Source organism: Pseudomonas sp. AK181 (genome assembly GCF_051122975.1).
Lineage (GTDB): Bacteria > Pseudomonadota > Gammaproteobacteria > Pseudomonadales > Pseudomonadaceae > Aquipseudomonas > Aquipseudomonas lactis.
On the sequence record NZ_CP146348.1, the window covers coordinates 3,047,889 to 3,066,536 of the forward strand.

Annotated in this window: 13 protein-coding genes; 9 read left to right on the forward strand and 4 right to left on the reverse strand. The window is 59.4% G+C overall.

The window, feature by feature from the left end; translation table 11 throughout:
• Positions 1-454: 454 nt before the first annotated feature.
• Positions 455-1,684 (reverse strand): M24 family metallopeptidase, encoded by a 1,230-nt coding sequence (locus tag V8689_RS14010; RefSeq protein ID WP_056785579.1) that lies wholly within the window; start codon positions 1,682-1,684, stop codon positions 455-457.
• 56 nt (positions 1,685-1,740) lie between these two features.
• Positions 1,741-2,622 carry a HalD/BesD family halogenase gene (locus V8689_RS14015; protein WP_034135587.1) on the reverse strand — a complete coding sequence of 294 codons (882 nt, stop codon included), beginning with the start codon at positions 2,620-2,622 and terminating at the stop codon, positions 1,741-1,743.
• A 116-nt stretch (positions 2,623-2,738) separates the two neighbouring features.
• On the opposite strand from V8689_RS14015, the gene V8689_RS14020 reads away from it, so the two are divergent.
• On the forward strand, positions 2,739-3,653 hold the full coding sequence (locus V8689_RS14020) for a LysR family transcriptional regulator (protein ID WP_034135588.1): 915 nt from the start codon (positions 2,739-2,741) through the stop codon (positions 3,651-3,653).
• Here V8689_RS14020 and V8689_RS14025 read toward each other — a convergent pair.
• Positions 3,591-4,826 carry an MFS transporter gene (locus V8689_RS14025; RefSeq protein ID WP_056785576.1) on the reverse strand — a complete coding sequence of 412 codons (1,236 nt, stop codon included), beginning with the start codon at positions 4,824-4,826 and terminating at the stop codon, positions 3,591-3,593. The genes V8689_RS14020 and V8689_RS14025 overlap by 63 nt on opposite strands.
• A gap of 346 nt (positions 4,827-5,172) precedes the next feature.
• Here V8689_RS14025 and V8689_RS14030 point away from each other — a divergent pair, with 346 nt between their 5' ends.
• From V8689_RS14030 to V8689_RS14050, 5 genes are all read left to right on the forward strand, one after another.
• Entirely contained in the window at positions 5,173-6,105 is a 933-nt protein-coding gene (locus tag V8689_RS14030) for a LysR substrate-binding domain-containing protein (protein ID WP_056785574.1), read from the forward strand.
• 144 nt (positions 6,106-6,249) lie between these two features.
• Positions 6,250-7,674, forward strand: coding sequence for an aldehyde dehydrogenase (gene aldA, locus V8689_RS14035; RefSeq protein WP_056785571.1), 1,425 nt, complete (start codon positions 6,250-6,252; stop codon positions 7,672-7,674).
• A 149-nt stretch (positions 7,675-7,823) separates the two neighbouring features.
• Positions 7,824-9,143: an MFS transporter gene (locus V8689_RS14040; protein ID WP_056785568.1), complete on the forward strand. Its 1,320-nt coding sequence runs from the start codon at positions 7,824-7,826 to the stop codon at positions 9,141-9,143.
• Between the two features lies 1 nt (position 9,144).
• Complete coding sequence (locus V8689_RS14045) at positions 9,145-10,362, forward strand: mandelate racemase/muconate lactonizing enzyme family protein (protein ID WP_056785565.1); 1,218 nt, start codon at positions 9,145-9,147, stop codon at positions 10,360-10,362.
• A 68-nt stretch (positions 10,363-10,430) separates the two neighbouring features.
• Positions 10,431-12,038, forward strand: coding sequence for a GMC family oxidoreductase (locus V8689_RS14050; protein WP_056785561.1), 1,608 nt, complete (start codon positions 10,431-10,433; stop codon positions 12,036-12,038).
• A 272-nt stretch (positions 12,039-12,310) separates the two neighbouring features.
• On the opposite strand, the gene V8689_RS14055 is transcribed toward V8689_RS14050, so the two are convergent.
• Positions 12,311-13,225 (reverse strand): LysR family transcriptional regulator, encoded by a 915-nt coding sequence (locus tag V8689_RS14055; protein ID WP_020301481.1) that lies wholly within the window; start codon positions 13,223-13,225, stop codon positions 12,311-12,313.
• Between the two features lie 269 nt (positions 13,226-13,494).
• Between V8689_RS14055 and V8689_RS14060 the strand changes: the two genes are divergently transcribed.
• The 3 genes from V8689_RS14060 to V8689_RS14070 all read left to right on the forward strand — a co-directional run bounded on the left by V8689_RS14060 (position 13,495) and on the right by V8689_RS14070 (position 18,087).
• The gene (locus V8689_RS14060; protein WP_032891964.1) at positions 13,495-14,517 is read left to right on the forward strand and encodes a zinc-dependent alcohol dehydrogenase family protein; all 1,023 of its coding nucleotides are present in this window, start codon (positions 13,495-13,497) and stop codon (positions 14,515-14,517) included.
• Between the two features lie 705 nt (positions 14,518-15,222).
• Entirely contained in the window at positions 15,223-16,647 is a 1,425-nt protein-coding gene (locus V8689_RS14065; RefSeq protein ID WP_177343004.1) for a hypothetical protein, read from the forward strand.
• Between the two features lie 36 nt (positions 16,648-16,683).
• Positions 16,684-18,087 (forward strand): PLP-dependent aminotransferase family protein, encoded by a 1,404-nt coding sequence (locus tag V8689_RS14070; protein ID WP_056785555.1) that lies wholly within the window; start codon positions 16,684-16,686, stop codon positions 18,085-18,087.
• Positions 18,088-18,648 lie beyond the last annotated feature (561 nt).

An 18,648-nucleotide genomic window follows, 5' to 3' on the forward strand; every position in this document is an offset into this window, starting at 1 on the left:
CTCTCCGATAACGTGCAAAAGTGCGTTTTTCGACTGGCCGCACATGGGGCGAGCGGCAGACGCGGTCGGTTCGATGAACCGAGACTGTCAGTGGCCGGCAGCGCGAAGGCGCAGGCGTGACAGGCGTGAAGCCGGCAGTAGGGCAAGGCGCAACGAGATCAGAAGGACGGAGGCTGGGTATGACATAGGGCTGCTCTCATGTTGTTTTTATTAGAGATGCCCGCAGTTTTGTCATCTGGGCAACGATCGACAAACGATAAATTCAACGCTGAAACGTTCGATAAATGCATGTTACTGACCGTAAGGAAGGCTGCCGCTTGAGCTAGACAGGCCGGACGGAGGAAGGCGCGGGTACGAAACACTGCGCGGTGGCCGCAAACGCCCCTTGTTCCTGGTGGGAACAAGGGGAAAACCGGACAGTGTCGAAGGAGGTTACGGCGCCGTCCGGGGCAACTCAGCGTGGCATCAGGCGCGGATCGAACGGATAGTCCGAGAGCAACTCAATGCCGTTTTCGTGGATGTAAATCTGCTCTTCGAGCTTGACCCCTTCGCCGCCCGCATCGTGGCCGATGTAGCTTTCCACGCAGATGGTCATGCCGGCTTCGAACATCCCGTCGTAACCCAGTGCATCAATGTCTTCGCGGTGCACCACGTACGGGTATTCACCGGTCATGCCAACCCCGTGGGCGAGGGCGAAATAGCGGTTGGCCTTGTAGTTGTCCGGGATTCTCCAGGCCAGCTCGGCGTATTCCTTGAAGCTGCGGCCGGCCTTGAGCATTTCCATGTTGGTCTGCACTTGTTCGTAGGCCAGTTTGTACAGCTCCTGTTGCTTGGCGGTGGCGGCTTGCTCGCCGCAGAGGAAGGTCCGGGAAAAGTCCGCGTAATAGCCGAAACGACCAACCACATCGGTGTCCAGCGCCACCAGGTCACCGGCTTCGATGGGCCGGGTGCTGCACTCCTGGAACCACGGATTGGTGCGCGGGCCGGAGGACAGCAGGCGGGTTTCGACGTAGTCGCCGTCGGTAGCGATCACGTGCTGGTGCAAGTGCGACCACAGTTCGTTTTCGCTGATGCCCGGCACCAGCTTGCTTTCCATCAAGCGCACGCCGGCCTCGGTGGCACGCAGGCTGGCGCGGATCATCTTCAGCTCGTTAGGCACCTTGATGCAGCGCGCGCGCTCCAGCGGTTCCTGGGCATCGAATATCTGGTAGCCGAGTTTTTGCAGTTCGAACGCAGCGGCTGAGGTCGCGCTTTCGATGGCGACGCGTTTGTTGCCGCCGCCGTGCTGGCGCACCAGTTCACCGATTTCAGCGGCCCATTCGGCGGTGACGTTATTCAGGAAGCTGTCGCAGAAGTAATAGGAGATGGCCTTGGCCGGGCGCACTTCATCGACGGTGTTGAGCTGTTCGGCCAGGTGCAGGCAGCCGCCGAATTCGAAGACCACCACCGGGCCTTCTGCCGGGATGAAGGCGTAACGTGCCGGGTTGCGCGCCGAGTACACCTGCATGTTGCGCGAGCCGGTGGCGTAGCGCATGTGGGTCGGATCGAACAGCACGCACGCAGCGTAGTCGCGTTTTTTCAGTTCGTTGCGCACACGTTGCAAACGGTCCAGCTGGATCTGCTGAATTTCGGCGTAGGTCGGTTCGCAGTCGGCGGGGGTGCGGTTAGGGCCGGACAGACTCATGGGTGTTCCTCGCAGGGCAAATACGGTTGGTTTTTCTAAGATTTTTCTGGGATGGATCAGTCGAGCAACTGGTCGCTGCGTACCAGGTTGCGTTCGGCTTGCAGATGGGCTTCGGACAGGCGTCCGTAAAGCTGTTTGGTGCGCTGGGCACGGCCGATGATTCCGGGCTTTTCGGAGTAGGCGAAGATCGCCGTATTGCGTTCAGTAGTGCCTTCGACGCGGGTTACCCGGTGCACTGAAAAGCGACCCTTGAAAATCTGCAAATCGCCTGGGTTGAGCTCCAGTTCCTGCACGCGGCTGCGGTCGTCCCCGCGCACCACGTTGCCGACAGCGCCGAGGTTTTCCTGGGTGCGCGTGCGGATCATCGGTGCGTACTCGAACAGGCCGCCAGCCTCGGGCTTCTGGGTCATCATGCTGACGATGAATTCGTTGGTATCGAAGTGCCAGGGTTGCTCGGTGCCTTCGGGCATCACATTGATCACCAGCCCAGCGAACGGGTCGGCGTATTCGAAAATTTCCGGCTCGTCGAGGCAGGCACCGATAAATCGCTTCATCATCGGCGAGACGTACAGGCGATGGATGATCGCGTCCGGGGCAATCATGTCCCGCGTGACAAAACCGCTTGTGCGCTCCATGAATGTGCGGCGCGGGTCATCCTGGGGCAGGGTAGGGTCGTCTTCTGTGAAATAGGCGTTGACCTTGCGCACCGAGTAAAAGGTCTTGCCCGACAGTGCCTGACCTTCGGCACGGGCCCGTTCCAGCGCCTCCGGCCGCAAGAAATCTTTCAGCAGGCAGCAACCGTCTTCGGCCAGTTCTGCGCGGGCGTGTTCGATCAGCGCCTGCAACCGGACATGGCCCGAATCATGTATGGGGTACAACTCGGTATTTATGATATCGCTGATATCGCCCACTTCGGCGTCGGCAAGTTGAAGGCTCATGCAAGTCTCCTGGAACTATCAATTAACAGTGTTTGGCGTTGAATCGATAGTTGCTTAAAGAGGTGCGAAGTGGAAATTACAAGTTGTGATCGAATCCATCGGCAGGGGCGATAGTTATGTCAGGCGAACTGGATGGGACCTTACTTAAAGTGTTTGTTGCGATTATCGAGTGCCACGGATTTTCTGCGGCGGCCGAGCGTCTGCATAAAACCCAATCGACCATTAGCCAAAGTTTGCAGCGCCTGGAAGAAATCGTCGGCACGCCGTTGGTCCAGCGCACCAGTCGCTCGGTGAGCCTGACACCCGGTGGCGAGACGTTTCTGATCTATGCGCGGCAGATCCTCAAACTGCATGCCGATGCGATCAACGCCGTGCAACTGCCCGATGAGCAGATGTGCATTCACGTTGGCATGCCCGAGGACTACGCCCAGTTTTGCCTGGCCGAGGTGTTGCGCGACTTTCAGGTGCAGTTTCCCCAGGTGCGGCCGGACATTTGTTGCGAGATGTCGACGGCACTGGTCAGTCGTTTGCAACGCGGTGAGCTGGACCTGGTGCTCGGTGTGCAACACGCCAATCTGCAACTGGGCGAATATCTGTGCGACGAGCCGCTGGTGTGGGTGGCGGCTGAGGGCTGGAGCGCCGGGGCGGATGTCTCGGTGCCTCTGGCAGTGTATGCCGAGGGCTGCGCCTTTCGAGCCAATGCCGTGCGGGCGCTGGCCGAGGCCGGACGGGCGTGGCATGTGGTTTACACCAGCCAGAGCCCGCGAGGGATAGGGATTGCCATTGAACAGGGCCAATCGGTCGGTGTCACGGCGCGGCGCCTGGTGCCGCCGGGTTGGAAGGTGCTGGACGCGGCTCAGGGCTTTCCGCCGATTGAGCCGGCGCGGTTGATGTTCTGGCGCTCCACTCAGTGCGAGGCGCTGGCCGTGGAGGCCTTGGTGGACATTCTGTCGCGTCGCTTGGGCCGTTCAGAGTGGCTGGCCGAGCGCCGGCTCACAGCGTTGACGGCGGGCCATCAGCCTCAGCAATAACAGGCTGGCGGTGACCCAGCAGACGATCCAGCCGTGCACCAGGCCAAACTGCCCGGTGGCCTGCAGCAGCCAGCCGCACAGCCAGTTGGCGGTGGCGCTGCCCAAGCCATAACCGACCATGCTAAGGCTCACCACTTGCAGGCTTTGCACGGGGCTCAAGCGTGCGCTGAGGTAGGCGGCCATCAAGCCCCAGACCGGGAAATAGAACAGCGCGAACAGCCCGGCTGCCAGCCAAGTCAAGTTCAGGCTCGGTTGCCAGAGCAGGGCGAGCATTGCCAGGCCGAAAGCGCTGATGCTCAATGCCATCACCCTCAATGCCCCCCAGCGATCCGCCAACGCGCCCAGCAACAAACCGCCAACGACCCCGCCGATTCCGATCAGTGTCCACAGTGATCCGGTGATCTGCGCGTTGGCGCCCAGCCGTTCGCTGGCAAACGCCGAGAGGAAATTCAGGAAGGGGCCGCTGATCCCGCCTATGAAAGCGCTGAGCAACAGTATGTGCAACGCCACCGGGTATTCCAGGCACAGGTCCACCCATTGTCTGAGTACCCGGCGTAGCGACGGCGCGCTGCTTTGCTTGATGTGTTGGCCTGTTGCCAACGGCGCCAAGGCCCAAAAGGTCAGCAGCGTGACAATTAAGGTCAGCCCGGCGCACATCAGCCAGAAGTACCGCAACGAGATGCCCTGCAGCAGGGCGATCAGCACACCGTTAAGGCAGATCGCGAACGCCGCCCCCGACGATGCCAGGCCCAGCACGCGGCTGCGATGGGAGGCGGGGATCACTTCGCCGACCAGTGCGGCGATGGCGTTCCAGTTCGACACGGCGCAGGCCGAGACCAGTGCCAGGCATAGCGCGAACGGCAGCACCCACGGGGTGGCGACCGCCAGGGCCAGCAGCGCCGGGCTCAAGGCCATCGTCAGCTTTACCATGTTGCGCGGGCTGATCCACGCCGCGGCGATACCGCTGACAATGGACGCACCCATGTAGAACAGTTGCAGCAGCGCCGCGACGAACGCGGCCTGGCTGTAGCTCAGTTCGAACACCTGGCGGATCTGGGGTAATAAGGCCGAATAAAGGAAGATACTGAAACCGTGGGTGGTGGCGTTACACGCGGTAAAGATAAGCGCCAATATAACAATACTTCTTGTGGCTGAGTGTGTGTTGATTGGCATGGGGTTGGCTCGGTCAGTTTAATTGCTATGGAATGGGGCGTAAGTGCGAGACATGCCCTATGTAAGTGCGTTGACTCAGTCGGGGATTCAATTAAAGCAAGACTAGCGTTTATATAAATAAAACAGCCAGTGCTTAATAGTCGTGAGTCTGCTGCGAAATACTCATGCTATTTATACGTCAGCGACAGTGGCACGGCTGAAACCGACGTCATTGAATATTGCCGATTACCTGTGGCGAGGGAGCGAGGGAATCGGCCTGCACAACACAAAAATGCATGTTACTCAGGAAATTTGCCGCAAGCCGTGGGATGCTTATGGCTCGTCAGCCACAGCGCGAGTCCTGTTCATGAAACGCAAAATGCCCGCGCTCAATGCGCTTAAAGCCTTCGAAGTGGCCGGCAGTACCGGCAGTTTTACTCGGGCGGCGGAGCTGCTCAACGTCACGCAAAGTGCCGTCAGCCGCCAGGTGCGCCAGCTCGAAGAACAGCTCGGCGAGAATCTGCTGGAACGCCGGCATCACCACCTTGAACTGACCAGCGCCGGCCGGGTTTTGCTGCGGGCGCTGCATCAATCCTTCGACAAAATCGAGCTGACGGTGCGCAGCATCCAGCAGAAGTCACACGCTAATCGCCTGCACATCAACGCACCGCCTACCTTCACCAGCCGCTGGTTGATGCCGCGCCTGGGGCGGCTGCGGGAGAAACACCCCGAATTGGAGCTGAGCATCACCACGCGTTTACAGGACAGCCTGGCGGAAACCAGCACCCTGGACTGCGCGATCCGCTTTGGCGATGGCGAATGGGATGGGCTGGACAGCTCGCTGCTGCTCCAGGAACGGCACATTGCGGTGTGCGCGTCGTCGTTGTATGCGCGGGAAGCGAGCGAAGGCGAAATCGACCTTAGTCGCCTGACTTTGCTGCATGTGTTGGCCAGGGAAGACCAGCGCTACCTGACCTGGAAACACTGGCTCGACGCGGCGAAAATCAGCGGCGTGGATACCCAGGGCGGCTATGAATTCGACCTGCTGGACCTGGCGATTCGTGCGGCCACTGACGGCTTGGGCATCACCATTGCCGACTGGCACATGGTTGCCCCTGAGCTGGCCAGCGGGCAGTTGACCCAGGTACTGAACGTGCATGTGGAAGGGCATCAATCCTACTGGTTGGTGACTCGGCCGGAGCAGACGTTGATGCCGCAGTTGCAGGTGTTCAGCCAGTGGTTGCAGGAGGAAATCTGGTTGGCTCAGAGGCAGCTCGAACCCTCCACCGCCGCCAGCTGAGCCCCCAACCCTCACGGGAAATTTGATTCCTTCCTGGGTAACCTGCATTTTCTGAATGTTACTTCGCTCAATAAATCGTTTGTTCAACCCCCTCAGGATGCCAAAACTGCGGGAACTGGATAAAAACAACGATGGGCGATTCACATGCGACTTGAGCGAAACTTTGTAAACGGTCACTTCATTGAGCCTGCCAGCGATGCGCTGATTGCGGTCTACAACCCGGCCACCGAAGCCTTGGTGGGTCAGGTCTCGGCCGCCACCAGCGCTGAAGCCACTGCCGCCGTTGAGGCTGCCGCCGCCGCCCAGAAGCGCTGGGGCAAGCTCACGAGCATCGAACGCGCCGAGCACTTGCGCTCATTCGCTGACGCCCTGGAGGCCTGCGCCGAGAGCATCGGTGCCGCCTTGGCCGCCGAATCCGGCAAAAGTGTCAGCGACGCCAGCAACGAAGCTCGTTACGCCGCGCAAATCACCCGTTACCACGCCGAGTGGGCGCGGCGGATCGAAGGCGAGATCATTCCCAGTGACACCCCGAACGAAAACCTCCTCCTGCACCGCGAACCGATTGGTGTGGTCGCCTGCCTGATTCCGTTCAACTACCCGGTCTACACCTTGCTGCGCAAAATCGCCCCCGCGCTTATTGCCGGTAATACCGTGGTGGTGCGCCCGAGTAACAACACCCCGATCTCGGCGTTTGAAATCGCCAAGGCTGTGCAGCAATCCGGTTTACCGGCCGGCGTGGTCAACATACTGACCATGGACCATGCCACCGCCGCAACGGTCTGCACCCATAAAGCCGTCGGCTTGATCACCCTGACCGGCAGCGTCAACGCCGGGCGCATCGTGCTCGATTATTGCAAGGCCAACATCGCCAAGCCGTCGCTTGAACTCGGCGGCAAAACCCCGGCAATCATTGAAGCCGACGCTGACCTTGAAGCGGCCGCCAGCGCTATTGTCGCGTCCAAGACCACTCATTGCGGTCAGTTGTGTACGGCGGTGGAGCGGGTTTACGTGCAGGAAAGCGTCTACGAGCAATTTCTCGCGTTGCTCAAAGCCAAAATCAGCGCCGTGAAGTTTGGCGACCGCGCCACCGACGCCAGCCTGATGGGTCCGTTGGTCAACGCAAGCTCGCGGCAAAACATCCACGCCATGGTCGAGCGTGCCGTCTCCGACGGTGCGGTACTGGAAGCGGGCGGTTTCATTCCTGAGGGCAACGGCCATTTCTACCCGCCGACGCTGTTGAGCAACTGTCGCCAGGACATGGAAATAATCCAGGAAGAAATCTTCGGCCCGGTGCTGCCAGTGCTCAAGTACCGCGACATCGACGAAGCGCTGGCCATGGCCAACGATCACCAGTTCGGCCTGTCGTCGGTGCTGTACACCGAGAGCTACCGCACCACCCTGAAAGTCGCCAACACCATCGAGGCCGGTGAGTTGTACGTCAACCGGACCCCGGCTGACCCTTACCAGGGCTTCCACGCCGGGTGGAAACGCTCGGGCCTGGGCGGTGATGACGGCAAGCACGGCATGCTCGAATTCACCCAGACCCGACTTGTGGTGATGAAGTACTAGACCGGTAGCTGCACGCTTCAAGCGGTAAATGAAAGCGAACGGCAGCGGACTCTGAATTGCCGCTTGTAGCTTTGCGCTTGTTACTGCTCCAAACCTATAAAAACAATTATTGGGGCTCCCGGACCACCGGGATGCCCGAGGTCTCATCGATGTCCAAGCCTGCAACCACTGTTGCCGCTGTTCAGGGTTCGAACGCGGCTGCAAAAAGCCGCAGTGACAAGGGAAGTCGCTACATCCAGTTGATGCTGTTGGTGCTGGCCGCCGGGGCGATCTACCCGATCCTGTACCTGCGCCAGGTTTACCAGACCACCATGCTCGAGGTGTTCCAGATCAACCACAGCGAATTGGGTTATCTGTACTCGATGCTCGGGACAATTTTCCTGCTTAGCTATTTGCCGAGTGGTTGGTTGGCCGATCGGATCGCGCCGCGGTTTTTGATTTTCTTTTCGCTGGTGGCCACCGGAGCCTTGGGGCTTTGGTACTCCACGGGACCGTCGATGACCGGTTTGATGATCATCTTCGGTTGCTGGGGCCTGACCACCGGCCTGACGTTCTGGGCCTCGGTGCTCAAGCGGGTGAAGATGATTGCTCATCACACTGAACAGGGCCGGTTCTTCGGCATCCTCGACGGTGGTCGCGGGCTGGTCGAAGCGCTGCTCGCAACGGTCGCCCTGGGGCTGTTTGCCTTCGCCACAGAAACCCGTGGCGAGTCCGCCGCAGAAGGTTTCAAGCACGTGGTCTACCTCTATGCCTTCACCTGTATTGCCATCGGCTGTGTGCTGGTGCTGATCAAGGACCCGAAGGCGATGGAGGACACCGCGCCAGTGGAAAAGGGTAAATACAACCTGCTCAGCGACCTGACCACACTGGTGAAAATCCCTGAGCTGTGGCTGGTGACGGCGATCGTGTTCTGCGGTTACCACATCTTCTGGGCGACCTACAGCTTCTCCGATTATTTGCAGGGCGGCGGCATGACCGCCGTCATGGCCGGCACTATCACCACCATCAAGCTGTGGATGCGTCCGATTGGCGGTATAGGTGGCGGCTGGCTCGGTGACAAGTTCTCGAACATTTCGGTGCTGATCGTGGCGCTGTTCCTCGCGACATTGGCGATGGTCGGCCTGATCGTGTTCCCGGCGCTCAACAGTATGGGCCTGCTGGTTGGTACGGTGATCTTCATCGGCCTTATGACGTATGCGATTCGCGGTTTGTACTGGGCGATCCTCGACACCTGCAACATTCCGCTGCGCATTACCGGCCTCGCCATCGGCATTGTCTCGGTGGTCGGTTACCTGCCGGACGCCTTCATCCCATTGATCAACGGTTACCTCACCGAACACTTCCCTGGCGCCCTTGGTTACAAGCTGTATTTCGGCTACATCGCCTCCGTCGGCCTGATCGGGACCCTCGCGGCCCTGAGCTTGCGCGCGCGTATCAATCGTCAATCTTCTAATAAAGCAGGTGCCTGAGATGAAAATCGTCGCCCTTGAAACCCATATCGTTGCCGTACCGCCACCGCACATTGGCGGCATGTATTGGCTGTTCGTCAAGCTCAAGACCGATTGCGGCATTGAAGGTGTCGGCGAAATCTACGCTGCAACCTTCGGCCCCAAAGCCATGCTGCCGATCATTGAAGACGTGTTTGAACGCTACTTGCTCAACCAGGACCCGCATCACATCGAACGCTTTTTCCGTCAGACTTATTCGAGCGGCTTCACCCAGCGTCCCGACCTGACCATGATGGGCGTGGTCAGCGGCCTGGAGATGGCCTGCTGGGACATCATCGGCAAAGCGGCGAACAAGCCGGTCTATGAATTGCTTGGCGGCAAGGTCAATGAGCGTCTGCGTTCCTACACCTACCTGTACCCGGTCAACAGCCAGGGTGAGTACGACTATGACGACCCGGACTTGGCTGCCGAATGCGCTATCGAGAACATGAATAAAGGCTTCACCGCCGTGAAGTTCGACCCGGCCGGGCCGTACACCGCGTACTCCGGTCACCAGATTTCGCTGGAAGTACTGGAGCGCTGCGAAACCTTCTGCCGAAAGATCCGCGAAGCGGTGGGCGACAAGTGCGACCTGCTGTTCGGCACCCACGGGCAAATGGTCCCGTCCTCGGCGATTCGCCTGGCCAAGCGCCTGGAGAAGTACGACCCGTTATGGTTTGAAGAGCCAGTGCCACCGGGTCAGGAGGAGGCGATGGCGCAAGTCGCGGCCAAGACCACCATTCCGATTGCTACGGGCGAGCGGCTGACCACCAAGTACGAATTCTTCAAGCTGTTGCAGGCAGGCGGTGCGTCGATTCTGCAAATGAACGTGGCCCGCTGCGGCGGGCTGCTGGAAGCCAAGAAGATCGCGAGCATGGCCGAGGCCTATTACGCGCAGATCGCACCGCATCTTTATAACGGGCCGATTGGCGCGGCGGCGAGTTTCCAGTTGGCAACCTGTACCCCGAATTTCCTCATCCAGGAAAGCATCATGACCTGGGGCGGTTTCCACGCCGAAGTCCTGACCAAGCCGCTGCAGTGGGAGGACGGCTACATCATCCCGTCCACCGAGCCGGGCCTTGGGGTGGAGCTGAACATGGACGTGGTGCGCAGGCATTCGCCCTATGCCGGTGAGCGCTTGCACCTGCAAATGGCACCGGCCCCGGCAGACGTCAAAGACACATCGCCGGCCAGAGGCTGACGGGATTTGCCGTCGTTCAGTTGCGGGAATGAGTGTTTTTTAAATAACGACTTACGCGGTAACCGTGCATGACATACGACTACATCATCGCTGGCGCCGGCGCGGCCGGCTGCATACTCGCCAACCGGCTATCGGCCTGCGGCAAATACACGGTGCTGCTGCTGGAAGCGGGCGGCAAGGACAGTTCGCTGTGGTTCAAGATCCCGGTCGGCTTTGCCAAGATGTATTACAACCCGACCTTCAACTGGATGTACTACAGCCAGCCGCAGAAGCAGCTCAACAATCGTGAAATTTATGCTCCGCGCGGTAAGGTCCAGGGCGGTTCGGGCTCGATCAATGCGATGATCTACGTCCGTGGCCAGGCCCACGACTTCGACGACTGGGCCGCCAACGGCAACGACGGCTGGGGTTTCAAGGACGTGTTGCCGTATTTTCGCAAACTGGAAAACCACCCGTTGGGCGAAAGTGAATATCACGGCGGCAATGGCCCGATCAACATCACTCCGATGAAGGGAGAGACCCATCCGATCTGCGATGTGTTCCTCAAGGGGTGCGATGAACTCGGTTATCCGAACAGTGACGACTTCAACGGGCCGAACTTCGAAGGCTCGGGTATCTACGATGTCAACACCAAAGACGGCCAGCGCAGCTCCAGTAGTTTTGCGCATCTGCATCCCGCACTCAGCCGTCCGAATCTGACGGTCGAGCATTACGCACTGGTGGATCGGGTATTGTTCGAGAACGAGCGGGCCAGCGGTATGTCCGTGACCCAACACGGTGTGGTCCGCACCTTCCAGGCGCGCAAGGAGGTGATCCTCTGCGCCGGTGCCGTTGACACCCCGAAAATTCTGCAACTATCCGGTGTCGCTGATCAGGCGTTGCTCGCCAAGCACCAGATCCCGCTGGTCAAACACCTACCGGCAGTGGGGCAGAACCTTCAGGATCACTTGTGCGTCAGCTACTACTACAAGGCCAACATTGCGACGCTTAATGACCAGCTCAGCTCGCTGCTCGGGCAGTTCAAGCTCGGCCTCAAATACCTGCTGACCCGCAAGGGTGCCTTGGCGATGAGCGTCAACCAGGCCGGTGGTTTCTTCCGTGGCAACGAGTCGCAGGCCAACCCGAACCTGCAACTGTACTTCAATCCGCTGTCGTACCAGATCCCGAAAAACAACAAGGCCAGCCTCAAGCCCGAGCCGTATTCCGGCTTCCTGTTGTGTTTCAACCCGTGCCGGCCGACGAGCCGTGGGCATATCGAGATCCAGTCGAATAACCCCCGGGATGCGGCGTTGATCGATCCCAATTACCTGAGCACACAAAAGGACATCGACGAAGTGATCCAGGGCAGTCGGCTGATGCGCAAAATCATGCAGGCGCCGGCCTTGAAAAGCATCACGGTTGCAGAAGTATTACCGGGGCCAGCGGTCGAAAGCGATGAACAGATGCTGCAGTACTTTCGCGAAAACAGCGGTTCGATCTATCACCTGTGCGGTTCGTGCGCGATGGGGGCGGATGTACTGAAGTCAGTGGTCGATAAACGGCTTAAAGTCCATGGTCTCGATGGTCTGCGCATTGTCGATGCGTCGATCTTTCCCAATGTGACGAGCGGCAATACCCACGCCGCAGTGCTGATGGTAGCGGAGAAGGGCGCCGATCTGATTTTGCAGGATGCCTGATTCGTTGCCATGGTGATTGAACGTCTGCCGATTTGTTTTTGTTTAACCTGAGTAGTCGATAATAAGAAAGCTGGGGTCGATGGTTGTCGAACTCTTGATCCAACTGACCAAGAGGGAGCGGAGCTTAGCCTTAGACTGGGGGCATCCTTTTCAATCCGTCCAAAGCATGCCCTCAGATGTGCCCCCAATGTAGCAATCCACTGGAAGTGAATGGAACTCCATGGTTTGTGGAAAGGCAGAAATGATCAGTTAAACAGCCTTCCCGACAACGCCTACAGACTCTCAGGGTCGCCAAAAAACATCTGAATCCGCGACCTCAGCCACCGCTCCCCCGGATCATTATCCTGCGAACCCCGCCACGCCATATGCAGCTCAAACGAGCGCACCGGCAATGGCGGGTCTTCGGCCCGCAACCCACCCGCCGAGGTCAGCGCTTCCGCCGCATAATCCGGCACCGTTGCCAGAATGTCCGTACCCGCCAGCAACGTACCCAGGCCGTTGAACTGCGGCACCGCGAGTACAACGTGGCGCTTGCGGCCGAGTTTTTCCAGCTCTTCATCGATAAACCCGCTCAAGTCGCCGGCAAAGGACACAAGGGCGTGGGGCCGTGAGCAGAAGTCATCCAGGCTCAGCGAGCCCGGTACGCTGTCGGCGCGCAGCAGTTTGGGCAGGCTGCGGCGCAGTACCTTGCGTTTGGCGTTGGCGGGCAGGTCGGCGGTGTAGCTGACGCCGATGGAGATTTCGCCGGAGGCGAGCAGACTGGGCATCAGGATGTAGTTGACGCGGCGTACCACCAGCACGATGCCGGGGGCTTCGGAGCGCAGGCGTTTGAGCAGTTGCGGGAGCAGGGCGAATTCCACGTCGTCCGACAGGCCAATGCGAAACACTGCGGTGCTGGTGGCCGGGTCGAATTCGGCGGCGCGGCTGACGGCGGTGGAGATCGAGTCCAAGGCTGGGGAGAGCAGGGCGAAGATTTCCACGGCGCGGGCCGAGGGCTCCATGCTGCGCCCGGTGCGCACGAACAGGGGGTCATCGAACAACCCGCGCAGGCGTGACAACGCCGCGCTGATGGCCGGCTGGCCGAGGAACAATTTCTCGGCGGCGCGGGTCACACTGCGCTCATGCATCAAGGTTTCGAATACGATCAAGAGGTTAAGGTCGACACGACGCAGGTCGTTACGGTTCATCTTGTGTCCTGGAAGAGTCAGCAAAACTTGATGTGAGCGGTCATGTAGCAACCCCTGAGGTTCGATTCAGAAGGATGACCGGCATGAATCTTACGGGGAAAGGCTGGTACTCTGCACCGGCTAATTGATTTTTCCTACGATAGTTGAGGGGTGTTCCTCCTTCGCGGAATCAATGACAGGCATGTCGACTATTAATGGTGACCGGTGGTCTTACCCCCAAAGCCCAGATAAAGTTCATGGCATTAGAGGTTACTTTGACGAGGTTTGCGATGTCCCGCACGATTCGTTTTCACAAGTTTGGTCCGGCTGAGGTGCTCAAATGCGAGGAGCATGCAGCCGCGCAGCCCGCACCGGGCGAAGTGCAGGTGCGTGTCGACGCGATCGGTATCAGTTGGTACGACATTCTGTGGCGCCAGAACCTGGCGTCTTCCCATGCACGCCTGCCTTCTGGCCTGGGCCATGAAATGGCCGGTGTCGTAGTCGCCCTCGGCGACGGCGTGGATGACTTGGCAGTGGGCGATAAGGTGGCCAGTTTTCCGGCCGAGAGCCCCAATGATTACCCGGTGTATGGCGAGCAGATCGTCTTGCCCCGTTCGGCCCTGACCCGCTACCCGGATGTCTTGAGCCCGATTGAAGCCAGCGTGCATTACACGCCGCTGCTGATTGCGTACTTTGCCTACATGGACCTGGCGCGGGTCAAACCCGGCCAGTTTGCCCTGGTGACCGACGCCAGCCACTGTGCCGGCCCTTCGTTTGTGCAGCTGGGCAAGGCCCTGGGTGTGCGGGTGATTGCCGCCACCAAAGACAGTGCTGAACGCGAATACCTGCTGTCTCTCGGGGCAGAAAAAGTCATTGTGACCGAAGAGCAAGACCTGCTGATGCAGATCAACAAGTTCACGGACAACCGTGGCGTCGACGTGGTGTTCGATGGCCTGGGTGGCCCGCAGATGTCGCTGCTCGGTGACGTCCTGGCTCCGCGTGGCAGCCTGGTGCTGTATGGCCTGCAAGGTGGCAACCAGACGCCATTCCCGGCCTGTGCGGCGTTCCAGAAGAACATTCAGTTCTTTGTGCACTGTATCGGCAACTTCACCGGCAAGCCGGAGCTGGGCATTATCCAGGACCAGGTGGCGTTGCAGCGTGCGTTGCGCGATATCAACCAGCTGACGGCCGACCGTGTGCTTGTCCCACTGAAAACCACGGTATTTCCGTTTAGTCAGTTCGTCGAAGCGCACCGATACATGGATGAATGCCCGTGCCGCGAACGGGTGGCGTTGCAGGTTGAAGCTGTTTGAGCTGTAGGAGTATTCGCAAATGAATGCTCCGGCGCCTGAGCTGATGAGGCAAATGCGCCATTTGACAGGGCTTAACCCGCACCGGGATTGAGCCGCCGCTGGGGCGCTGCGCCCCGCAAACAATACTGTTATTGCCGTGCGCCGCCCTGAAATCCAGTGCGGCGCTCTTGTGTGGGCGTCATTTAAGTTGGGCTGGCAGGTCATCTGAACTGCTTTTTGACGCTGTTCTGTATCTGTTAATCATTATTTGAGTGCCGATAATTGAGTCTTCATTGTCATCTCAAGGATTGAGCCATGATTGATTACACGGCAGTTGCGTCACGCACCTTCAGAACTAACGAGGCTCGGATTGTTTCTCCCGCAAAGTGCAAAACCAATACCCTGTTTCCTTGCGCGCAGCGAAGGTGCGCAGGTGATTAATATTCGTCGGACGCTTCTTTAATTTCTTAGTTAAAACAGTGTAGGACGCTGTCGGAACATTCCTAAGGCTAACAGCTATTTCGCTGGAGCCCGCGCGGGCGCTGGATTCTCCGGCGGAGCAGCCATGGGCGCCCTCAATGCTCTCACCTGCGCTTTTGTTGCAAGGTGCTAATGTTGGCTCAAACTTGTGCTGCGCAGTGGAAGACAAGCCTACAGATGTAATGGGTCGGGCAACGCTGTCTGGTAGTTGCTTGAAACTGATATTTCAACTCAGGTAGTAGAACGATGAGCACTATTCATGAACAAGCCATGAGCTATGTTTACCAGCAAGTTCTGCAACGTTTAATCGGGCACTTTACGCGCGCCGAACGAACGTCACTTCAATTGCTCGTTCAGCGAATCGTGGTGGCCGCAGGCGGCATGGAACAAGTGGGCAATTACAAAGTACTGATCGCCCATGGTGGCGGCGAAGTGAGCAGCTACACCCTCGCGTTGCTGCGTGCGGCGCAACTGACCATTGCTGGCCGCTCGCCCAAGACGTTTCAGATACGGGTGGCAACATTGCGGCATGCCGGTATGACTCAGGCAACGCTCGACTCCCTGAATCAAGGCTACGCAGCGCTGTTCTTCCATGACGACCCACGGGTAGAGCTGTTGATGGTGGAAAACCATGAGGTGCTGCCGTTCAACCATCAGCGCCCGCCGTCCAGTGCCGCTCGGGAAATCAGCCAGCGTAACAAACTGATGATCGGGCACCTGACGTCCGGGGATATCCGCGCTGCCCTGTGCGACGACACGCTCCTGGCCCTAGGCGATTTCTATCAGCGGGTCGCTACCTGGAACGGCGGCGTGCATGCCCTGGTCAGCGGTGATTCAGCACGCAAGCAAAGCCAATACATCGCGTGGCTGAAAAAAAGCGCGCTGACGACCGGCCTTACCTTTGCGCCCACTAAGCCCTCGTCGCTCAATGCATGGTTTGCACGCATGGAGGAGTGGAGTGTGGGTTGCTATCGCGACCTCTATGGCGAGCACTATGCGGGCAACGAAAGTCCGGGCCGGGGCGGGCATCGTCATTTGGCCTATATCGGCATCGCCGACCTGCTCAAAGACGCCGACGTCGGCCATGCGCGACTGCTCACTGGGTTTCTCGCCCACAAGCGGGACCCGTTCGAGTTCCATTTCAGCCATCCTGCCTATCCCAACCCATTGCTCATGGCGCATTTGCACGGCGTGCAGGCCCAGTGCCTGCGTGAGCTTTCCTACGAACATGGCGTCGCGGGGTTTGTTCGGCGTGCGGCCGACTTCCTGCATCGCCGGCACGTGCCGGTCGCGCTGATCAAAGAAGCGTCCGGGCGGGAAGGGCAGTTGCTGTCCACCGCCTACATCCAGGAGTTCTCGGGTCTGGACGACAGCCAGCTGACCTGCCTGTTATTTGCACCCTTTGTTCAGCATGGCGAGCGGTTGGAGAGTTTCTTGCGCCAATGCCATCCCGGCATGCTGGTGGCGCTCCCCGAACTCCACAAGGCACTACAGGGCAAACCCGCAGCAGACATCCTGCATCAGTGGCTGGTGGATACCAGTGGGTTGCCGCTGCCGCTGTTGCAGCACCTGTATCGTAAGCGCCCGTTGTTGGAAGGACGCGGCACGCGGGCGCGCAAACGAGCTTTCGCGCGGCCCGAGGCGCGCGTCGCCCAAGTGTCGGGGCGTTAGCAACGTGTGTCCGCCAATGAACGCCGGTGAGCAACGATGAACCTTCGGGGGGAGCGGCAAGTAGACTTTGCCTATCAGGCGGTGTACCGCTACATGATCAACCTGATCAACGAAGTCAGCCGGGAAACGCCGGTGAAACTGCCGTCGCTGCGGCAGTTATCGACGCGCATGAATGTGTCGATCTCGACGATTCAGTACGCCTATTCGTTGCTGGAAAAGGAAGGCCGAGTGTACTCGGTGGCCAAGTCTGGCTACTTCGCCTGGCCTGTGGCTGCCAATGCGCCCCTTATGGCCGGTACTGATCTGCTCGAGCGTTTGTACACGGCTGCACGGCGCCCGGCGATGGTGGTACTCAGTGGTGATGAGCCGGCGCTGTTGGGATCGCTCGATGGCGCATTGCTGGCGCTGGAGCGCCAACTGGTACGCCGGTATCCCCATCACCTGCAACCGTCGCAACCCTGCGGTGTGTGGGAGTTGCGTGCTGCCTTGGCCGCCCGTTATACCTCGTCGCCCACCCGTTGCTGGCAAGCGGATGAGGTGTATGTGGGGGCCGACCTTCAAGGCGTATTGGGCATCCTGATTGATGCCCTGGGCCTCAAAGGCACCGTGGTGGTGGTTGAATCGCCCTGCGATTACCTGGTGTTGCGCCTGCTACAGGCCGCTGGCGTGCGGGTTATTGAATGGCCCTGGCGTGCCGACGGCCGTCCGGACCTGGCCGCATTGGAGCACCTGCTGCGCCATGAGCCGGTGCACCTTGTGCTGCTCTCATCCGTGGTCAGCATGCCCTCGGGCAACACCATGACCGAACCCGAGCGGCTGCACGTAGCGCGACTGCTCGACCAGCACGGCTGCTGGTTGCTGGAGAACGATACCTTCGGTGACCTGAGCTTTGCGCTGCCCGGACCGGCCTTGCGCAGCCTGGTCAACCCAGAGCGGCTGATCGTGTTTTCTTCGTTCGAAAAGGTATTGGGCCCGGAAGCCCCCTTTGGTTACCTGCTGGCGCGGCAGATGAGCAGTGAATTGCAGCGCCAATTCTTGCTGCGTTCATTTCGACTGTCCGCTATCCGACAACGCGCCATTGCCCGGCTTTATGAAAGTGGGCGGTTTGACCTGCACCTGCAGACGCTGCGTCAGCGCCTCCACGAGCAGGCCCATGCCATGAGTCACCGCTTGGATGTGCGTCTGCAAGGGCGGGTGTATTACCGCATGCCCGTGGCCGGGGCGAGTTTCTGGTTGCAGTCGACGGCGCCGGTGGACATGCGCCTGGTGTTTCAGCGCATGCTCGCCCAGCAGGTGGTGATTGCCCCGGGCGAGTTGTTCAGCCTCAGTGGTTTGCACCACCAGCATATGCGCTTGAGCCATACCTTCAGTGGCCACCCCAACCTGGACATCGCCCTGGATACGCTGGCGCAGTCACTACGGCAGGCGCAGACTGAGTAGGAGCGAGCTTGCTCGCGAAAAACGTCAACGATAACGCGCGCTGCCTGAATAAACGCGGCGCCTGTGCGTTTTTCGCGAGCAAGCTCGCTCCTACAACTATCCAATGCAGGAGCTGGCCTGCGATAGGCATAGATATCTACACAACTTTGTGGGCTGTAGCAGCAAACGGTAACCACGATGCGAAGCGAGCCGCTCTTGATCTTGATCTGCTTTTGATCTCAGGCGCCCCGTTAAACCACGCTGGCCGGAATTCGACAGGGATTTGGGGGGTAAACCGGCAGGGATGCCGGTTTAGCCGCCCCGCGCCATGGATGGCGCGTGGCGGCGGCCCCCCAAATCACTGGCGGATTACGGGCACACCGAGCCTAAGCGAGGTGCCGAGTGGTGGGGCAAGAGCGTTTTGCTTACTTTTGACTGGGCCGGCATTCCGGCTTTTCAAAAGTGAGCCGCTGTCAGAGCGGAACCCTAAGTGGCCGTTACCGCAGCAATGGATATGTACACGGTCCAACTGTGTTGACTGCCAGGCCGTCTTCGCAGGCAAGCCAGCTCCCACATTTGGAC